The sequence below is a fragment of the Paraburkholderia fungorum genome (assembly GCF_046027605.1).
GTDB classification, from domain to species: Bacteria; Pseudomonadota; Gammaproteobacteria; order Burkholderiales; family Burkholderiaceae; genus Paraburkholderia; species Paraburkholderia fungorum_F.
On sequence record NZ_JAQQEF010000003.1, the window covers coordinates 244,721 to 260,534 of the forward strand.

At 61.0% G+C, this 15,814-nt stretch carries 12 protein-coding genes and 6 tRNA genes; 3 read left to right on the forward strand and 15 right to left on the reverse strand.

Annotated features, from left to right (window positions below):
• The first annotated feature begins 73 nt into the window (after nt 1–73).
• Nucleotides 74–943: an AraC family transcriptional regulator gene (locus tag PQR53_RS07185; protein ID WP_408451903.1), complete on the forward strand. Its 870-nt coding sequence runs from the start codon at nt 74–76 to the stop codon at nt 941–943.
• 32 nt (nt 944–975) lie between these two features.
• On the opposite strand, the gene PQR53_RS07190 is transcribed toward PQR53_RS07185, so the two are convergent.
• The 7 genes from PQR53_RS07190 to gltX form a co-directional block, all read right to left on the reverse strand.
• Nucleotides 976–1,440 carry a GNAT family N-acetyltransferase gene (locus tag PQR53_RS07190; RefSeq protein ID WP_408451905.1) on the reverse strand — a complete coding sequence of 155 codons (465 nt, stop codon included), beginning with the start codon at nt 1,438–1,440 and terminating at the stop codon, nt 976–978.
• A 152-nt stretch (nt 1,441–1,592) separates the two neighbouring features.
• Nucleotides 1,593–1,669, reverse strand: a tRNA-Asp gene (locus PQR53_RS07195).
• Between the two features lie 95 nt (nt 1,670–1,764).
• Nucleotides 1,765–1,840 (reverse strand) — tRNA-Glu (locus PQR53_RS07200).
• A 61-nt stretch (nt 1,841–1,901) separates the two neighbouring features.
• Nucleotides 1,902–1,978, reverse strand: a tRNA-Asp gene (locus tag PQR53_RS07205).
• A 94-nt stretch (nt 1,979–2,072) separates the two neighbouring features.
• Nucleotides 2,073–2,148 (reverse strand) — tRNA-Glu (locus PQR53_RS07210).
• Nucleotides 2,149–2,303: 155 nt separating this feature from the next.
• Nucleotides 2,304–2,379 (reverse strand) — tRNA-Ala (locus tag PQR53_RS07215).
• A gap of 122 nt (nt 2,380–2,501) precedes the next feature.
• Nucleotides 2,502–3,911: a glutamate--tRNA ligase gene (gene gltX / locus PQR53_RS07220; RefSeq protein WP_408451907.1), complete on the reverse strand. Its 1,410-nt coding sequence runs from the start codon at nt 3,909–3,911 to the stop codon at nt 2,502–2,504.
• 509 nt (nt 3,912–4,420) lie between these two features.
• Between gltX and PQR53_RS07225 the strand changes: the two genes are divergently transcribed.
• A complete protein-coding gene (locus PQR53_RS07225; protein ID WP_408451909.1) occupies nt 4,421–5,368 on the forward strand; it encodes a patatin-like phospholipase family protein in 948 nt (315 codons plus the stop codon).
• Between the two features lie 187 nt (nt 5,369–5,555).
• Here the strand turns inward: PQR53_RS07225 and PQR53_RS07230 are convergent, their stop codons facing one another.
• From PQR53_RS07230 to PQR53_RS07250, 5 genes are all read right to left on the reverse strand, one after another.
• The gene (locus PQR53_RS07230; RefSeq protein WP_408451910.1) at nt 5,556–6,221 is read right to left on the reverse strand and encodes a C40 family peptidase; all 666 of its coding nucleotides are present in this window, start codon (nt 6,219–6,221) and stop codon (nt 5,556–5,558) included.
• Nucleotides 6,222–6,358: 137 nt separating this feature from the next.
• Complete coding sequence (locus tag PQR53_RS07235) at nt 6,359–7,957, reverse strand: ABC transporter ATP-binding protein (RefSeq protein ID WP_408451912.1); 1,599 nt, start codon at nt 7,955–7,957, stop codon at nt 6,359–6,361.
• A 32-nt stretch (nt 7,958–7,989) separates the two neighbouring features.
• On the reverse strand, nt 7,990–9,096 hold the full coding sequence (locus PQR53_RS07240) for an ABC transporter permease (RefSeq protein WP_408451914.1): 1,107 nt from the start codon (nt 9,094–9,096) through the stop codon (nt 7,990–7,992).
• On the reverse strand, nt 9,096–10,133 hold the full coding sequence (locus PQR53_RS07245) for a microcin C ABC transporter permease YejB (protein WP_179732750.1): 1,038 nt from the start codon (nt 10,131–10,133) through the stop codon (nt 9,096–9,098). Before PQR53_RS07245 ends, PQR53_RS07240 begins: the two co-directional genes overlap by 1 nt.
• Nucleotides 10,134–10,176: 43 nt before the next feature.
• On the reverse strand, nt 10,177–12,054 hold the full coding sequence (locus PQR53_RS07250) for an extracellular solute-binding protein (RefSeq protein ID WP_408451916.1): 1,878 nt from the start codon (nt 12,052–12,054) through the stop codon (nt 10,177–10,179).
• 326 nt (nt 12,055–12,380) lie between these two features.
• On the opposite strand from PQR53_RS07250, the gene fabI reads away from it, so the two are divergent.
• Nucleotides 12,381–13,172, forward strand: coding sequence for an enoyl-ACP reductase FabI (fabI, locus tag PQR53_RS07255; protein WP_408451918.1), 792 nt, complete (start codon nt 12,381–12,383; stop codon nt 13,170–13,172).
• Between the two features lie 118 nt (nt 13,173–13,290).
• Here the strand turns inward: fabI and PQR53_RS07260 are convergent, their stop codons facing one another.
• The 3 genes from PQR53_RS07260 to PQR53_RS07270 all read right to left on the reverse strand — a co-directional run bounded on the left by PQR53_RS07260 (nt 13,291) and on the right by PQR53_RS07270 (nt 15,580).
• Nucleotides 13,291–13,638, reverse strand: a complete 348-nt coding sequence (locus PQR53_RS07260) for a hypothetical protein (protein ID WP_408451919.1) — start codon at nt 13,636–13,638, stop codon at nt 13,291–13,293.
• Nucleotides 13,639–14,004: 366 nt separating this feature from the next.
• A tRNA-Ser gene (locus PQR53_RS07265) sits at nt 14,005–14,098 on the reverse strand.
• Between the two features lie 231 nt (nt 14,099–14,329).
• Nucleotides 14,330–15,580, reverse strand: coding sequence for an aspartate kinase (locus PQR53_RS07270; protein ID WP_408451921.1), 1,251 nt, complete (start codon nt 15,578–15,580; stop codon nt 14,330–14,332).
• Nucleotides 15,581–15,814: the final 234 nt, after the last annotated feature.

Consider the following 15,814-nt stretch of genomic DNA (forward strand, 5'->3'; position numbering starts at 1 on the left):
AGTACCCGTGCACCTGGTGCCCTATTTGCAGCCACCACCGCTTTGCGCTCCTTCCATTGAATCGATCTCCAACATGAATTCGTCCGCTGACTCAGAACGGTCGAGCCAGATCCGCTTCGCCGACATCCCACCCGAATTCCAGCCGACGCAAACGCACCCGATCCGCGTGCGCTCGCGGCTGATGCCGGCGGGCTGGCGGATCGCGCGGCACACACACGCGTGGGCCCAGGTAGCCTATGCGTCGCGCGGCGTACTGCGAGTCGCGACGACCGGCACCACGTGGATGGTCCCGCCCTCGAGAGCGATCTGGGTGCCACCGCACGTGACACACGAAGTGGTCGCAGTCGAAGAGGCATTTCTGCGCACGCTGTACATTACCGAAAGCACCGTCCCGGCCGGACTGGATACGCCGCGTGTGGTCGAAGTATCGGATCTGCTGCGCGAAGTCATCGCCGCGCTCGATACGCCAGGCATTTCAGCGACTCGTGAACAACTGCTAGGCGCGCTTGCACTCGACGAACTGACGCGCTCAGAGCCCCTGCCCCTGTCCGTGCCGATGCCCAACGAGAAACGCTTGCGCGCGTTGTGCGAGGCCGTGATCGCGGACCCGACGAACGGCGACTCGCTCGAACAGTGGGCATCGAGCGTCGGTGCGAGTACGCGCACGATCGCGCGCCTGTTTCGTCAGGAGTTGGGCGTGAGCTTTTCGCAATGGCGTCAGCAGGCCGTTCTCGCGCGCGCGATTCCCCTCTTGAGCCAGGGACGGCCGCTGTCGCATGTCGCGCAGGAGTTGGGCTATCAGAGCCAGAGTGCGTTCTCGGCGATGTTCCGCAGAGCATTCGGCGAAAGTCCGCGCGCGTTCATCGAGCGCGGCTCTGAACATCGTGTGGAGAGCGGGAGTCCTGGTGATACCGAGGCCGACGAAGAGACCGCGCAAAAGTGACTGCGTAACGCGTCACCACTAGCCGCGGTGCGTCAAACGCGCCGCGCCAGATGACGGATCGCGCCGAGTTGCGCCAGACGCGGCCCCGTCAGCTTGTACCCTTTGCGCTGATAAAGCCGCGCGGCGGGATTGTCGACGAACACGCGCAACTGCAATTCGCGCAGCCCGCGCTCACGCGCCCACTGATGCGACATATCGAGCAGATACGTGCCGGCGCCAAGCCGCCGATGCCCTTCGGCAATCTGTACGTCGCGGATATGCAGCGAGTCGCCTTCCTGAGTGATGCGCAGCACGCCGATCGGCTTGCGGTCCACTTCGAGAATGAAATTCTCCGACTCGCGCCAACTGCCGAGAAACAGATCGCCTCGCCAGACCAGATGGTGCCGACGATAGTAGCCACCCATGTTGTTGCGAGTCAGCGCCTCGGCGAACTCAAAATCGTCCATGCTGGCGACGCGCAGATAAAACGGTGACGGAGCTTCGGTTGGATCGAACATGGCGGGACGACGAAGATGAGTCGGGTCAACGGTAAAACAGGCCGCGCGCGCTGGCAATGGCTGTTTGTCCCGAGCATACCGGACGATATCCAGGCAGACCGGCCGCGGAAATAAAAAAAGCCCACTTCTTTCGAAGTGGGCTTTCTAAAATCTGGCGGAGCGGACGGGACTCGAACCCGCGACCCCCGGCGTGACAGGCCGGTATTCTAACCAACTGAACTACCGCTCCAGATTTTTGCACTGCGGCTTGTGAGCTTTGCTCATTCACCAACTGCACCGCTCAGCGTGCAAACTCACACTGCTAACTGAACGACGCCGATATCCTGGCGTCCCCTAGGGGATTCGAACCCCTGTACTCACCGTGAAAGGGTGATGTCCTAGGCCTCTAGACGAAGGGGACAACGTACTGCTTACACCTTTAATGAAAAAGCCCGTTCAAGTTTGTATGAACGGGCTTTGTCTGGCGGAGTGGACGGGACTCGAACCCGCGACCCCCGGCGTGACAGGCCGGTATTCTAACCAACTGAACTACCACTCCAGTTTGCCTATCATGACTTGCGAGCGTTGGTTTTTTCTCTGCAAGCTGCGCTGCTTTACTGCTTCTTATCGAACACTAAAGCGACGCTGATGTTTGGCGTCCCCTAGGGGATTCGAACCCCTGTACTCACCGTGAAAGGGTGATGTCCTAGGCCTCTAGACGAAGGGGACATAATCTTTTCAGATTTGTCTTTATCTTGCTGCTAACACACGTTAATTTCCGTTTCGCCAGCAGCAAAGACCGATATTCTAACTACGTTACAACCGTTTGTGAAGTCTTTTTTGCTACAAGCTCCAGACTTCGGAACGACTTCACTCTGCTCTGATGGTGGAGGTAAGCGGGATCGAACCGCTGACCTCTTGCATGCCATGCAAGCGCTCTCCCAGCTGAGCTATACCCCCCTTGCAGAACAGAAACGAGATTCTAGAGGCCAATTTGCGCTTTGTAAATACCCTTTGAGCAATTGCATGCGACTTTTTTCGCAAGTCGCATGCAAACCCGCTCAATGCAGCCGCGAATGCGCTCAGGCCAACGCTTTTTCGATACGGCTCACCACGACATCGCGGCCAAACAGCATCAGCACACTGTCGATCGACGGCGTATGCGTCGTGCCTGCCACCAGCAAACGCACCGGCATGGCCAGTTGTGGCATCTTCAGCTTGTGCGCGCCGAGCGTTGCCTTCAGCGCCGCAGCGATCGCTTCCTTGGTCCACTCCACGGTCTTGAGCGCTGTGGCCAGATCGCCAAGCGCCGGGCGCACGATGTCAGTGACATGTTGCGCGAGCGCCTCGGCGTCAGGCGCCGGCACTTGATAGAACATCGCCGCATTCCCGGCGATTTCCTTCACCGTCGCTGCGCGGTCCTTCAGCAGGCCCACCACCGACACGAGATCAGCGCCCTGCGCGATCGCGGCTTCGTCGATACCCAGTTCGGCGAAGAACGGCTTTGCCAGCTCCGCGAGACGCGCGTTGTCCGCTTCCTTGATGTAGTGAGCATTCAGCCAGTTCAACTTGTCGTGGTCGTATTGAGCCGGCGACTTGCCCAGATGCTCCAGATCAAACCATTCGACGAACTGCTCACGCGTGAAGATTTCCGCGTCGCCATGCGACCAGCCCAGACGCGCCAGATAGTTGACCACCGCTTCCGGCAGATAGCCCGCGTCGCGATAACCCATCACGCTCATCGCGCCGTGACGCTTGCTCATCTTCTCGCCCTGCTCGTTCAACACGGTCGGCAAGTGCGCGTAAACCGGCGGCTCACCGCCAAGCGCGCGCAGGATGTTGATCTGGCGCGGCGTGTTGTTCACGTGATCGTCGCCGCGAATCACGTGGGTGATGCGCATGTCCAGATCGTCGACCACCACGCAGAAGTTGTAAGTGGGCGTGCCGTCCGGGCGCGCGATCACGAGGTCATCGAGTTCTTCGTTCGAAATTTCGATGCGGCCCTTCACGGCGTCGTCCCATGCGACCACACCCGTGAGCGGATTACGGAAGCGCAGAACCGGCTGCACGCCTGCCGGCGGCTCCGGCAAGACCTTGCCGGGTTCCGGGCGCCACGTGCCGTCATAACGCGGCTTCTCGCCGGCCTCGCGTTGACGTTCGCGCAGTGCGTCCAGTTCTTCTGTCGACATGTAGCACGGGTACACGAGCCCCGCGTCCTGCATCTGCCTGAGCACTTCGCCGTAACGGTCCATGCGCTGCATCTGGTAGAACGGGCCTTCGTCGAAATCGAGGTCGAGCCACGCCATGCCTTCGAGAATAGCGTCGACGGATTCGGACGTGGAGCGCTCGACGTCAGTGTCCTCGACCCGCAGCACGAAGGTCCCTTTCATCTTGCGCGCGAACGCCCACGGATAAAGCGCGGAGCGAATGTTGCCGAGGTGGATGAAGCCGGTGGGACTCGGTGCGAAACGGGTACGGACGGAGGTGGTCATTAGCGGTTACTCGGAAGACAGGCGCCGGCGCCGTGGCTGACATCGCCAGTGAAGCGCGGCAGCGGAGCGCGCCCGTGCAGCGCCAGGCGCCTTGCACGAACACGAAGGAAATAGATGCGAGACCCGAATTATACCTTCCGAACCCGTCTTGCCTGCCCTCGTCCGAATGGCCAATGGCAAGCCCGCAAGATGCGCGGGAAGCTTGCGCCAGGGCGTCTGAGGGCTTCCTCTGCAACGTTTCATTACCGCGCCGACGCGCCCCCGGCGCTTTGATTTATGATGTGCGCGCGCTGCGGGTAGGGATAGAACCACAGCGCATGGCATCGCCGCCGGCGGTCCTGGCAGTTTGACTGTCCGCTTGATTGGGGCACATGTTGCGCGGCCGCTTGTACCGCTTGTACCGCTTGCGCTGCTTGCGCTGCTTGCGCTGCTTGCAGCTGATTACACCGAATGCACTGACTGCACCGCGCGCCCCGATTACTTCGCCCCTGCCGTTGCTGGAGAACCCGTTGAAACCGTCATCCCCCCGCCTCGCCCGTCGCAACTTCTCATTGGCGGCCGCCTCCGCGGTGCTGGCTGCCTGCACCACGACCGGCGGCGGCAAAACCGATAGCACGCCAGTTGCCGCTACGCCCACTACCACCCCGCCGCTCGACAAACCGCTGCGCCCGATCCGCGTCGGGCTCGCGCTAGGCGGCGGCGCCGCGCGCGGCTTCGCGCACATCGGCGTGATCAAGGCCCTCGAGGCGCGCAATATCCAGGTCGACCTGGTGGCCGGCACGAGCGCGGGTTCGGTGGTCGGCGCGCTGTACGCGTCGGGGATGAACGGTTTTGCGCTCAACAAGCTCGCGCTGACCATGGACGAAGCGTCGATCAGCGATTGGGCCATGCCGTTTCGCACGCGCGGCTTTCTGCAAGGCATTGCGTTGCAGAACTATCTGAACACGACGCTCAACAACCGTCCGATCGAGAAAATGGTCAAGCCGCTCGGCGTAGTCGCGACCGACCTGAAAACCGGCCAGCCGATCCTGTTCCAGCGCGGCAACACGGGCATTGCGGTGCGTGCATCATGCAGCGTGCCGTCGATTTTCGAGCCGGTGAAGATCGGCGGGCACGAATATGTGGATGGCGGTCTGGTGAGTCCGGTGCCCGCCTCGTTTGCACGCAAGATGGGCGCGGATTTCGTGATCGCCGTGGACATCTCGCAGCGACCGGAAAGCGGCCTCACCGCCAGTTCGTTCGATGTGCTGATGCAGACCTTCACGATCATGGGCCAGACGATCAAAGCCTATGAACTCGACAAATACGCCGATATCGTGATCCGGCCAAATCTGGCGGCCATGAGCGGCAGCGATTTCTCGCAGCGCAATGCAGCAATCCTGGCCGGCGAGGAAGCCGTGGCGAAGATAATGCCGGAATTGCAACGCAAGCTGGCCACGAGCCGTGCCGCAGTGTAACCCGCTTGGGTGGCGCCGATTACACCACCCAGCGCGCTTCCGCACGGAGCGCGCGAGGCCGACAGACTGGCGTACCGCATGAAAGATTCGCCGGCACGTCCTCGACCGGCGTCCAAACGCAAAAAGCCTGCTTCGAACGAAGCAGGCTTTTTTGTCGCACCGAAACCACCGGTGCGGGCCGAATCAGTTACTGGTTGCCACCGATCGTAGCATTCACGCGCTTGCGCAGATCTTCACCGTCCTGATAGGACGTCTCGATCCGGCGCGCACCCGTGAAACGCTTTTCCCAATAGCCGCTATCCAGGTCGTCGACGCGAATCGTGCTGCCCGTGGAAGGCGAATGAACGAACTTGTTGTCGCCGATGTAGATCCCAACGTGCGAGAAAGTACGGCGCATGGTGTTGAAGAACACCAGATCGCCCGGCTTCAGGTCGCTCACGCGAACCTTTTCGCCGACGCGGCTCATTTCCTCGGCGCGGCGCGGCAGCGCCATACCGAGCGTGTCCTGGAACACGTAGCGAACGAAGCCGCTGCAATCAAGGCCCGAATCGGGCGTATTACCGCCCCAACGGTAGCGAACGCCGATCATGTTCAGTGCGCCGACCACCACGTCGCCCGCTTTACCGGCCATGCCGGACAGGAACGATTTGGCGCCGCCGTCGCTGCTGGGAGCGGCCGATTGCGAATTGAGGGGAGACGAGGAATTCGACCCGTTAGAGGTCGAATATGAGGCATTCTGATTAAAACTGCTTACTTCGTCGGCGAAAGCGCCGGGAGCTGCTGCCATCAAGACGCCAATGAACATCCCGGCGACGACGCGCGTGCAAGCCTGGGTTAGGTTTCTGTGCTGCATTGGTCGGTATTTTTTGCCTAAAAATCAGTGGGCTACGGAAAAAAGTTTGGTCGATACTAGCCAGTAAGTATTCACATGTCAAAACAAATAGAAAAATACAATCGAGACACGCACCCAATTGGTGAAAGAGCACGGAATCAACGATCCAGCGCGGCTTTCAGCAGCTTTCGGGTGTAAGGGTGCACCGGTGTCGCAAAAATCTGCTCAACGTCTCCGCTTTCAATGATCGAACCGTTTTGCATCACCGCCACACGGTGAGCCATCGCCCCGATCACGGCCAGATCGTGACTGATGAAAACGAAGCCCAGGTTGTACTTCTGCTGCAATCCGGCGAGCAGTTTCAGCACCTGCTGCTGGATCGACACGTCGAGCGCACTGGTCGGTTCATCGAGAATCAGAACCCGCGGCTCAAGCACCAGGGCGCGCGCAATCGCAATCCGCTGACGCTGGCCGCCCGAGAACTCATGCGGATAGCGGTACAACACCGTGCGGTCCAGACCGACTTCGCGCAGCACGGACACCACCTTGTCGCGCCGCGCCACCTCGCTCATTTGCGGCCGATGCAGCGCGAGTCCTTCACCGACGATCCGCTCGATGGTCTGACGTGGCGAAAGTGAACTGAAGGGGTCCTGAAAGACGACTTGCATGTTAGAGCGTAAGGCGGTCTGTTCGACGCCGCGATAGCTGCCGAGCGCCCTCCCCTGAAACTCGATCTCGCCGTGCGCGGTGCGTTGCAAACCGAGCAGGGCCATCGCGAGCGTCGATTTGCCCGAACCCGATTCGCCGACGATCCCCAGCGTCTCGCCCTGGCGCACCGACACGTTCGCATCCGCAACCGCGCGGAAGCGCCCCGAACGAAACCAGCCGCTTACGCCCGGCAGTTTCGTTTTGAAATCGACCGAGACATCGCGCGCTTCGAGCAGCACCGGCGAGATCGGCAGCACAGGCACCACCGTGCGCTGCGGACGGCTCGCCAGCAGACGCTGGGTGTACGGATGCTGCGGCGACTCGAACACCTGCTCGACCGGGCCGCTTTCCACGAGCACGCCCTTCTCCATCACCGCGATTCGCTGCGCAAAGTGCCGCACCAGATTCAGGTCGTGCGTGATCAGCAGCACGGCCATGCCGCGTTTCTCGGCTTCGTCGCGTTGCAGCTCCAGCAGCAGGTCGACGATCTGCGCGCGGATCGTCACGTCGAGCGCGGTGGTCGGCTCGTCGGCCAGCAACAGGCGTGGACGGCACGCCAGCGCCATGGCGATCATCGCGCGCTGCCGTTGGCCGCCGGAGAGTTGATGCGGGTAACTGTTCACACGCTTGCCGGGCTCGGCGATGCCCGTGCGCCCCAGCAATGCCACGGCGCGCTTACGCGCCTCCTGCGCCGTGACGCCATCGTGTACGACGATCGTCTCCGCAATCTGGTCACCGACCGTGTAGAGCGGATTGAGTGCCGTCATCGGCTCCTGGAAGATCATCGCGATGTCCGAGCCGCGCATGCCCCGCATCTCGCGCTCGCTTTTGGCGAGCAGATCCTGGCCGTCGAAACGGATCGATCCGCTGACCTGCGCGTCGCTCAACAGACGCAGGATCGACAGCGCCGTCACGCTCTTGCCCGAACCCGATTCGCCGACCAGCGCGATCCGCTCGCCGCGCTGGATCGCGAGCGTCACGTCGTTCACTGCGACGGTGTCGCCGAAAGTGACATGCAAATGGTCGAGTTCCAGAAGCGGCGGCGTCATGGCTTGTTTCGCCTTGCTTTCCACTGCGGCGCTCACTGGTTGCCCCCGGCACGCATCGCATCGGAGATGCGGGTATCGAGCGCATTGCGCAATGCGTCCCCCATGAACGTCAGCAGCAACAACATCGCGACCAGCACGCCGAAGGTGGACAACGAGATCCACCACGCGTCGAGATTCGCCTTGCCTTGCGCCAGCAGTTCGCCCAGGCTCGGCGTCGGCGACGGCACGCCAAGGCCGAGAAAGTCGAGGCTGGTGAGTGCGAGGATCGCACCGCTCATGCGAAACGGCAGAAACGTGATCACAGGCGTCAAACTGTTGGGCAAGACGTGCCGCCACATGATCTGCCAGTTCGAGAGCCCCATCGCCCGTGCCGCCCGCACATAGTCCTGGTGGCGGTTGCGCAGAAACTCCGCGCGCACGTAATCCGACAAACCGATCCAGCCGAATAACGAAAGCAGCACGATCAGCAGAATGAACCCCGGCTCGAAGATCGACGAGAAAATGATCAACAGGTAAAGCTCCGGCATGGCGCTCCAGATTTCGATCAGCCGCTGTCCGATGATATCCGTGCGTCCTCCGAAGTAACCCTGCACGGCGCCGGCGGCAATCCCGAGTACGGTGCCGATCAAGGTCAGCACGAGCGCGAATTCCACCGACACGCGAAAACCATACAGAAGACGCGCGAACAGATCGCGACCGCGGTCGTCGGTGCCAAACCAGTTATCGCGCGACGGCGGCGCCGGATTCGGCGCCTTCGAGAAGTAATTCAGCGTGTCGTAGTAATAGCGATTCGGCGGATACACCGCGAAGTTACCCGGCGCGTCGAAACGATGTTTGATATACGGGTCAAGATAATCGGCAGGGGTTGGGAAGTCACCGCCGAACGTCGTCTCCGCGTAGGTCTTGAACATCGGAAAATACAACTGCCCTTCGTAACGCACCATCAGCGGCTTGTCATTCGACCAGAGCGGGCCGGCCAGGCTCGCCGCGAACGCGACGACGAAGATAATCAGACTCCAATAGCCGAGGCGCTGCTGACGAAAACGCCGCCAGACACGACGCGCGGGCGTTGGCGAGACGAACGCGCGAGCCGGTTCGGTGCGCGCCGCTGCATCGGCGGAAAGACGGGCTCGATTCATCAGCGCTCCAGTTGTTCGAATTGGATGCGGGGATCGACCCACACATAGCAAAGATCGGAAATCAGCTTGGTCGCGAGTCCGATCAGCGTGAACAGATACAGCGTGCCGAGCACGACCGGATAGTCGCGCCGCACCACCGATTCGTACGACAGCAGGCCAAGTCCGTCGAGCGAAAACAGCGTCTCGATCAGCAGACTGCCGGTGAAGAACGCACCGATAAACGCCGCCGGAAAACCGACGATCAACGGCAGCAACGCGTTGCGAAACACGTGCTTCCACAGCACGCGCTTCTCGGACAAACCTTTGGCGCGTGCAGTCAGCACGTATTGCTTGCGGATTTCGTCGAGAAAAGCGTTTTTCGTCAGCATCGTGACGACCGCGAAACTGCCGACCACCGAGGCTGTGATCGGCAGCGTGATATGCCACAGGTAGTCGACGATCTTGCCGCCGAGACTCAACTGCGCCCAGTTGTCCGAGGTGAGATTGCGCAGCGGGAACAGTTGCAGGAAGCTGCCGCCGCCGAACAGTACGAGCAGCAGCACGCCCAGCACGAAGCCCGGAATCGCGTAGCCGATCAGCACCACGAGGCTCGTTGCGATGTCGAAGCGCGACCCGTTGCGCACCGCTTTGGCGATACCCAGTGGCACCGATATCAGGTAGGTCAGAAAGAACGTCCATAAGCCGATACTGATCGACACCGGCAACTTCGAAACGATCAGCGACCATACGCTTTGATGGCGGAAATAGCTCTGCCCGAGATCGAACGTCGAGAAGCGCTTTAGCATCAGGACATAGCGTTCGAGCGGCGGTTTGTCGAAGCCATAGAGCGCTTTCAGTTGCGCGATCTGCTGCGCGTCGACACCGGTATGCGCGCGCAGACCGAACGGCGCGCCGTTTTCCGCCCCTTTGCGCAGCTCGTGCTGCATCTGTTCGACCGGACCGCCCGGGACGAACTGGATCACGACAAAGGTCAGCGTCAGCACGCCGAGCAAGGTCGGGATCATCAGCAGCAAGCGTTTGAGGATATAGCTCCACATGGCGATGTTTCCGGTGCGAAGGCGGTGAATGAATGGACGCTTTTTAGTGCGGCTGTGCTTGCGGCTGTTGCGGCTGTTGTGGCTGTGCATACCACCACATCGACGTGATCCAGCCTTCCGCGCCATAGTACAGAGGCAGCGTCTTTGGCCACGCGAGCCCGCGTTTGAACGCCACCCGATGCGAAGCGCTATACCACTGCGGAATCACATAGTAGCCATGCATCAGCACGCGGTCGAGCGCATGCGTGGCGTCGATCAGTTGCTCGCGCGTCTGCGCATGCACGAGCGCGCTCAGGATCGCGTCGACGGCCGGCGACTTCACGCCGATCACGTTGTCGGAGCCTGGCGTATCCGCAGCCTTACTGCCGAACCGGTCGATCTGCTCCGAACCGGGCACCTGCACGTCCGCCATGCGGATTGTGGTTGTGTCGAAATCGAATGCGTCGAGCCGCTTCTGATAGACAGCGAAGTCGGAGACGCGAAATGTCGCGGTGATGCCGAGCTTCTGCAGATTGCGGATGAAGGTCGCGACGATCGGCTCGAACTGAGCGGACGAGCCGGAATCGTCGAGAATCTCGAACTGGAACGGCTCGCCTTTGGCGTTACGCAATGCGCCGTCGCGATAGGTCCACCCCGCCTGCTGCAACAACGCGCGCGCCTGCAATAAATTGGCGCGCAGCGAACCGGGCGGATCGGTGTCCGGCTGCTTCGGCGGCAAACCGAACACCGCCGGATCAAGCTGGGCGCGCCATGGCTCGAGCAGGGCCAATTCGCCCGGCGATGGCAGGCCCTTCGCCTGCAAATCCGTATTGGCGAAGAAGCTGTCGATCCGCGTGTACTGATTGAAGAACAACTGGCGGTTTAGCCACTGGAAATCGAGCGCCAGATCGAGCGCCTTGCGCACACGCGCATCCTGAAACAAGGGCCGCCGTACGTTGAGCACGAAGCCTTGCATACCGGTGCCGTTATGTTGCGCAAACTCGCGCTTGATCAGCTCACCGCTATCGAACTTCTTGCCGACGTCGCGCCGCACCCAATTGCGCGCGACATACTCGACCAGCGCGTCGTACTCGCCCGCCTTGAACGCCTCGAGCCGCGCCGTGCTATCCGAATACAGCTTGTAGACGATCCGATCGAAATTGTTCATGCCGACCCGCACCGGCAGCGCAGCTCCCCAGTAATTCGGATCACGCCGATACGTAATCGTGCGGCCGTTGTCGTAATGATCGATCAGATACGGCCCGCTGGCGATCGGCTTCTCGAACGCCAATTGGTCGAACGGAATCCGGCTGCCGTCCGGCTTCATTCCCCACTTGCGCGAGAACACCGGCATGCCGCCCGCCAGCAGCGGCAATTCGCGATTGCGTTGATGAAACTCGAAGCGGATCGTATGCGGATCGATCACCACGGCGCGCGTGATCTCGCCGAAGATCGAGGCGAATTGCGGCGCCGCTTGCGGGCTTTTCAGCGTGTCGAGCGAAAACTTGACGTCGTCCGCGGTGACCGGATCGCCATTCGAAAAGCGCGCGCGCGGATTGATGTGGAAGGTGGTCGACAGGCCGTCGGGCGCGATGTTGATGTCGTCGGCAAGCAGGCCGTAGGCGGAGGCCACTTCGTCACTACTGCCGGTGGTCAGGCTTTCGAACAGCAGATCCACGCCCGGTGCGGTATTGCCGCGCAACGTGAACGGATTGAATTTATCGAAGCTGGTGAGCCGGCTCGGATTGGCCATCACCAGCGTGCCGCCCTTCGGCGCATTGGGATTGACGTAGTCGAAATGCTTGAAGTCGGCCGGATATTTCGGCTCGCCGTATTGCGCGATGGCATAGACCGCATGGGCCTCGGGAGCGGCGAGCAAACCGGCGAGAGCCGACACGCCGCACAACGCGGCGACGCACGCCTCGCGCCAGGAACGCGGCACGACCCGCCTTACACGTGGTACAACCCGTACACCGACACGCGATAGCCTGTGAAGCACGCCGCACCCAGGTGCACGAGGCGTTTGAACCCATCGCGAGCCAGTTGTCATAGGGGCCTTGTTGGTCAGTGGGCAATTGCAATGTGAGAGAATTCTACCCAATAAACCTGCGCCATCCGCGCATCTCATCCCCGCATCTCATCCCCGCATTTCATCCGCATCACCGCACCGCGTCGATCCCGCGAATCGGGTGCCGATGCGATGGACCTCGCTTCGGGTGCAACGCCACGACGTCCGTGCGTGATGCGCAGACCACATTGGGAGAATTTATGGGCTTCCTCACTGGCAGACGAATCCTGCTGACCGGCCTGTTGTCGAACCGTTCGATTGCGTACGGCATCGCGCAAGCCTGCAAGCGTGAAGGCGCCGAACTGGCGTTCACCTATGTCGGCGAGCGCTTCAAGGAGCGCATCACCGAGTTCGCCACCGAGTTCGGCAGCGACCTGGTGTTCCCATGCGACGTTGCGGACGACTCGCAGATCGACGCCCTGTTCGCCTCGTTAAAGACGCGCTGGGACGGGCTCGACGGTCTCGTCCATTCGATCGGATTTGCGCCGCGCGAAGCAATCGCCGGCGACTTCCTCGACGGCATGACGCGCGAGAACTTCCGCATTGCGCACGACATCTCCGCGTACAGCTTTCCGGCCCTCGCCAAGGCCGCGCAATCGATGCTCACGCCAGACGCGTCGCTGCTCACGCTGAGCTACCTCGGCGCCGAACGCGCGATTCCGAACTACAACACCATGGGTCTCGCCAAGGCCTCGCTCGAAGCAGGCGTGCGCTATCTGGCGGTGTCGCTCGGTGCGAAGGGCGTGCGCGTGAACGGCATTTCGGCAGGTCCGATCAGGACGCTGGCCGCGAGCGGCATCAAGGGCTTCGGCAAGATTCTCGAATTCGTCGAAAACAACGCGCCGCTCAAGCGCAACGTGACGATCGAACAGGTCGGCAATACCGCGGCGTTTCTACTGTCGGATCTGGCAGCGGGTGTGACGGCAGAAATCGTGCATGTGGATAGCGGCTTTAATGCCGTAGTCGGGGGCATGGCTGCCTTCGCCGAGTGACCGCGCTTGCTGCGTCGATCCGGCGATGGCGGTCTTCTCCGCTGGCTCGCGAGCGCAATAAAAAAACCGCCCTTTGAGGGCGGCTTTTTCGACGCTACAACGGCGGCTATCTGATGCCTTAGTGCCAGCCGCGCTGGTTGTCGTAGTGATTACGGCCGTAATCGTAGCGGCCCGGGGGATGATGACGATACCAGTCGTCACGCGCCCAGTAGCGGCGGCCGTCCCAGTAGCGGTCGCCGTGCCAGCCGATCACGATCGCCGGGCCGCCGTAGTACACAGGAGCCGGTTGATAGATGACCGGGGGCGGCGGGGGCGGCGGCGGTGCGTAGACGGGCGCCGGCGCGACATAAATCGGCGCGGGAATGCCGATGTTGACCCCGACGCTAAGGCCGCCGGCCATTGCAGCACCCGACGCAGCCAACCCGAGAACCCCGATCAGAAGTGGAACAAGACGTGCGGACTTCATCGATTCACCCTTTAGAAGAATGTGTGTTGTTGGCCGAAATATAGCGCAAGGCAATCATCCGCGTATTTCAACTTTGTAATAACTGATGCATAAGATCGCATTGCGGCCCTCTGCGTTACGTCTGGTTACACGCACGAATATTTCGGTGAAAAACCAGCCGGCCTGTAACGAAGAAGATCATCGAGCCGTTACGCCAGGCGAAAGGAAGTACGCGCCGCCGATTTAATTGGGTATCCGAAGCATGTTGAAAATTTTACTTTGCAGCGCCGGCGTTTATTCGTATCCGCTCTCCGGCGAGCGGCAACGCGGCCCTTGAAAAAACAAAACCCCGCAGAGCCTAGACTCTGCGGGGTTTGCCGCCATTGCTGGCGGAGACGGAGGGATTCGAACCCTCGATCCAGGTTTTGGCCCAGATGCTCCCTTAGCAGGGGAGTGCCTTCGACCTCTCGGCCACGTCTCCCAAACTTTCGGTTGCGCAGGGAGTCAGCGCAACGAAGCCAAGATAATAGCGGGGCAAACCGCGAAGGTCAATGTCTACCGCACATTTTTTGTGCCAGTTTCGTCATCTACGACGCAATTATTCACATAGCCCCATCACATTAGCCGCGCCGATTTGCCGCGCATGCGCTCATGCGATGATCAGGCATTAAGAGGCGAGGCGCTCTTGCACGCCTCACCCCCGTGCCGCAAATTACGCCTGATCCAGTTCGAAGGCCTTATGCAGCGCGCGCACGGCGAGCTCCATGTACTTCTCGTCGATCAGCACCGAAATCTTGATTTCGGAGGTCGAGATCATCTGGATATTGATGCCCTCTTCCGACAGCGTGCGGAACATCGTGCTCGCGATACCCACGTGCGAGCGCATGCCGACGCCGACCACCGACACTTTCGACACCTTCGGATCGCCCAGCACCTGCTCAGCCTGCACGTGACCCTTCACCTGGCCTGTGAGGATGTCCATGGCGCGCTGATAGTCGCCGCGGCCAACCGTGAACGTGAACGCCGTTTTACCGTCGACGCTCTGGTTCTGGATGATCATGTCGACGTCGATATTCGCGTCCGCCACCGGGCCGAGAATCTGATACGCGATGCCCGGCTTGTCGGGTACACCCATCACGGCGATGCGAGCTTCATCGCGCTGGAACGCGATGCCCGAGATGACTGCTTTTTCCATGGTCTCGTCTTCTTCAAAAGTAATCAGGGTGCCCGACTTCATTTCAGTGTCGAGCGGGATGAGCGGATCGGTCAGGCTCGACAGCACACGCGTCTTCACCTGATATTTGCCGGCGAATTCCACCGAGCGGATCTGCAGCACCTTGGAACCCAGGCTTGCCATTTCCAGCATTTCTTCGAACGTCACGCGATCGAGGCGGCGCGCTTCTTCCACCACGCGCGGGTCGGTCGTGTAGACGCCGTCGACGTCCGTGTAAATCAGGCACTCGTCGGCTTTCAACGCGGCAGCAACTGCGACAGCGGACGTATCCGAACCGCCGCGGCCGAGTGTGGTGATGTGGCCGTCAGGATCGATACCCTGGAAGCCCGTGATCACCACCACCTTGCCGGCGTCGAGATCGCGCAGCACGCGCTCGCCGTCGATTTCGCTAATGCGTGCCTTCGTGAACGCGCTATCCGTTTTGACCGGCACTTGCCAGCCGGCATAGCTGACCGCGTCGACGCCGGCTTCCTGCAGCGCAATGGCGAGCAGTCCCGAGCTGACCTGCTCGCCGGTGGCGGCGATCATGTCGAGTTCGCGGGGGCTCGGCTGACCCGTGATTTCTTTCGCGAGACCGAGCAAACGGTTGGTTTCGCCTGACATTGCCGACGGCACGACGACCATCTTGTGGCCGGCCTTGTGCCATTTCGCGACGCGCTTGGCGACGTTCTTGATGCGCTCGACCGAGCCCATCGAGGTGCCGCCGTATTTATGTACGATGAGTGCCATTGTCGTTCTGAACTGGAGGATAAACCGCGCTGGCGCGCTGGAGACGACCGCACAAAAGCACAGGAGCGCAACGTCTTGTGAACGACGGCAAAGTGTGTGGCGGCGTAAATGCAGCACGCGTGCAGCAGGCGCGGATTTGCCCGGGAATGATCGCTAGAGGCTTACCGGAAACGACGGATCACGATCGCAAACCGACAAAATTGACAAAAGCGACGGCGAAATCGGGTCGGGCAA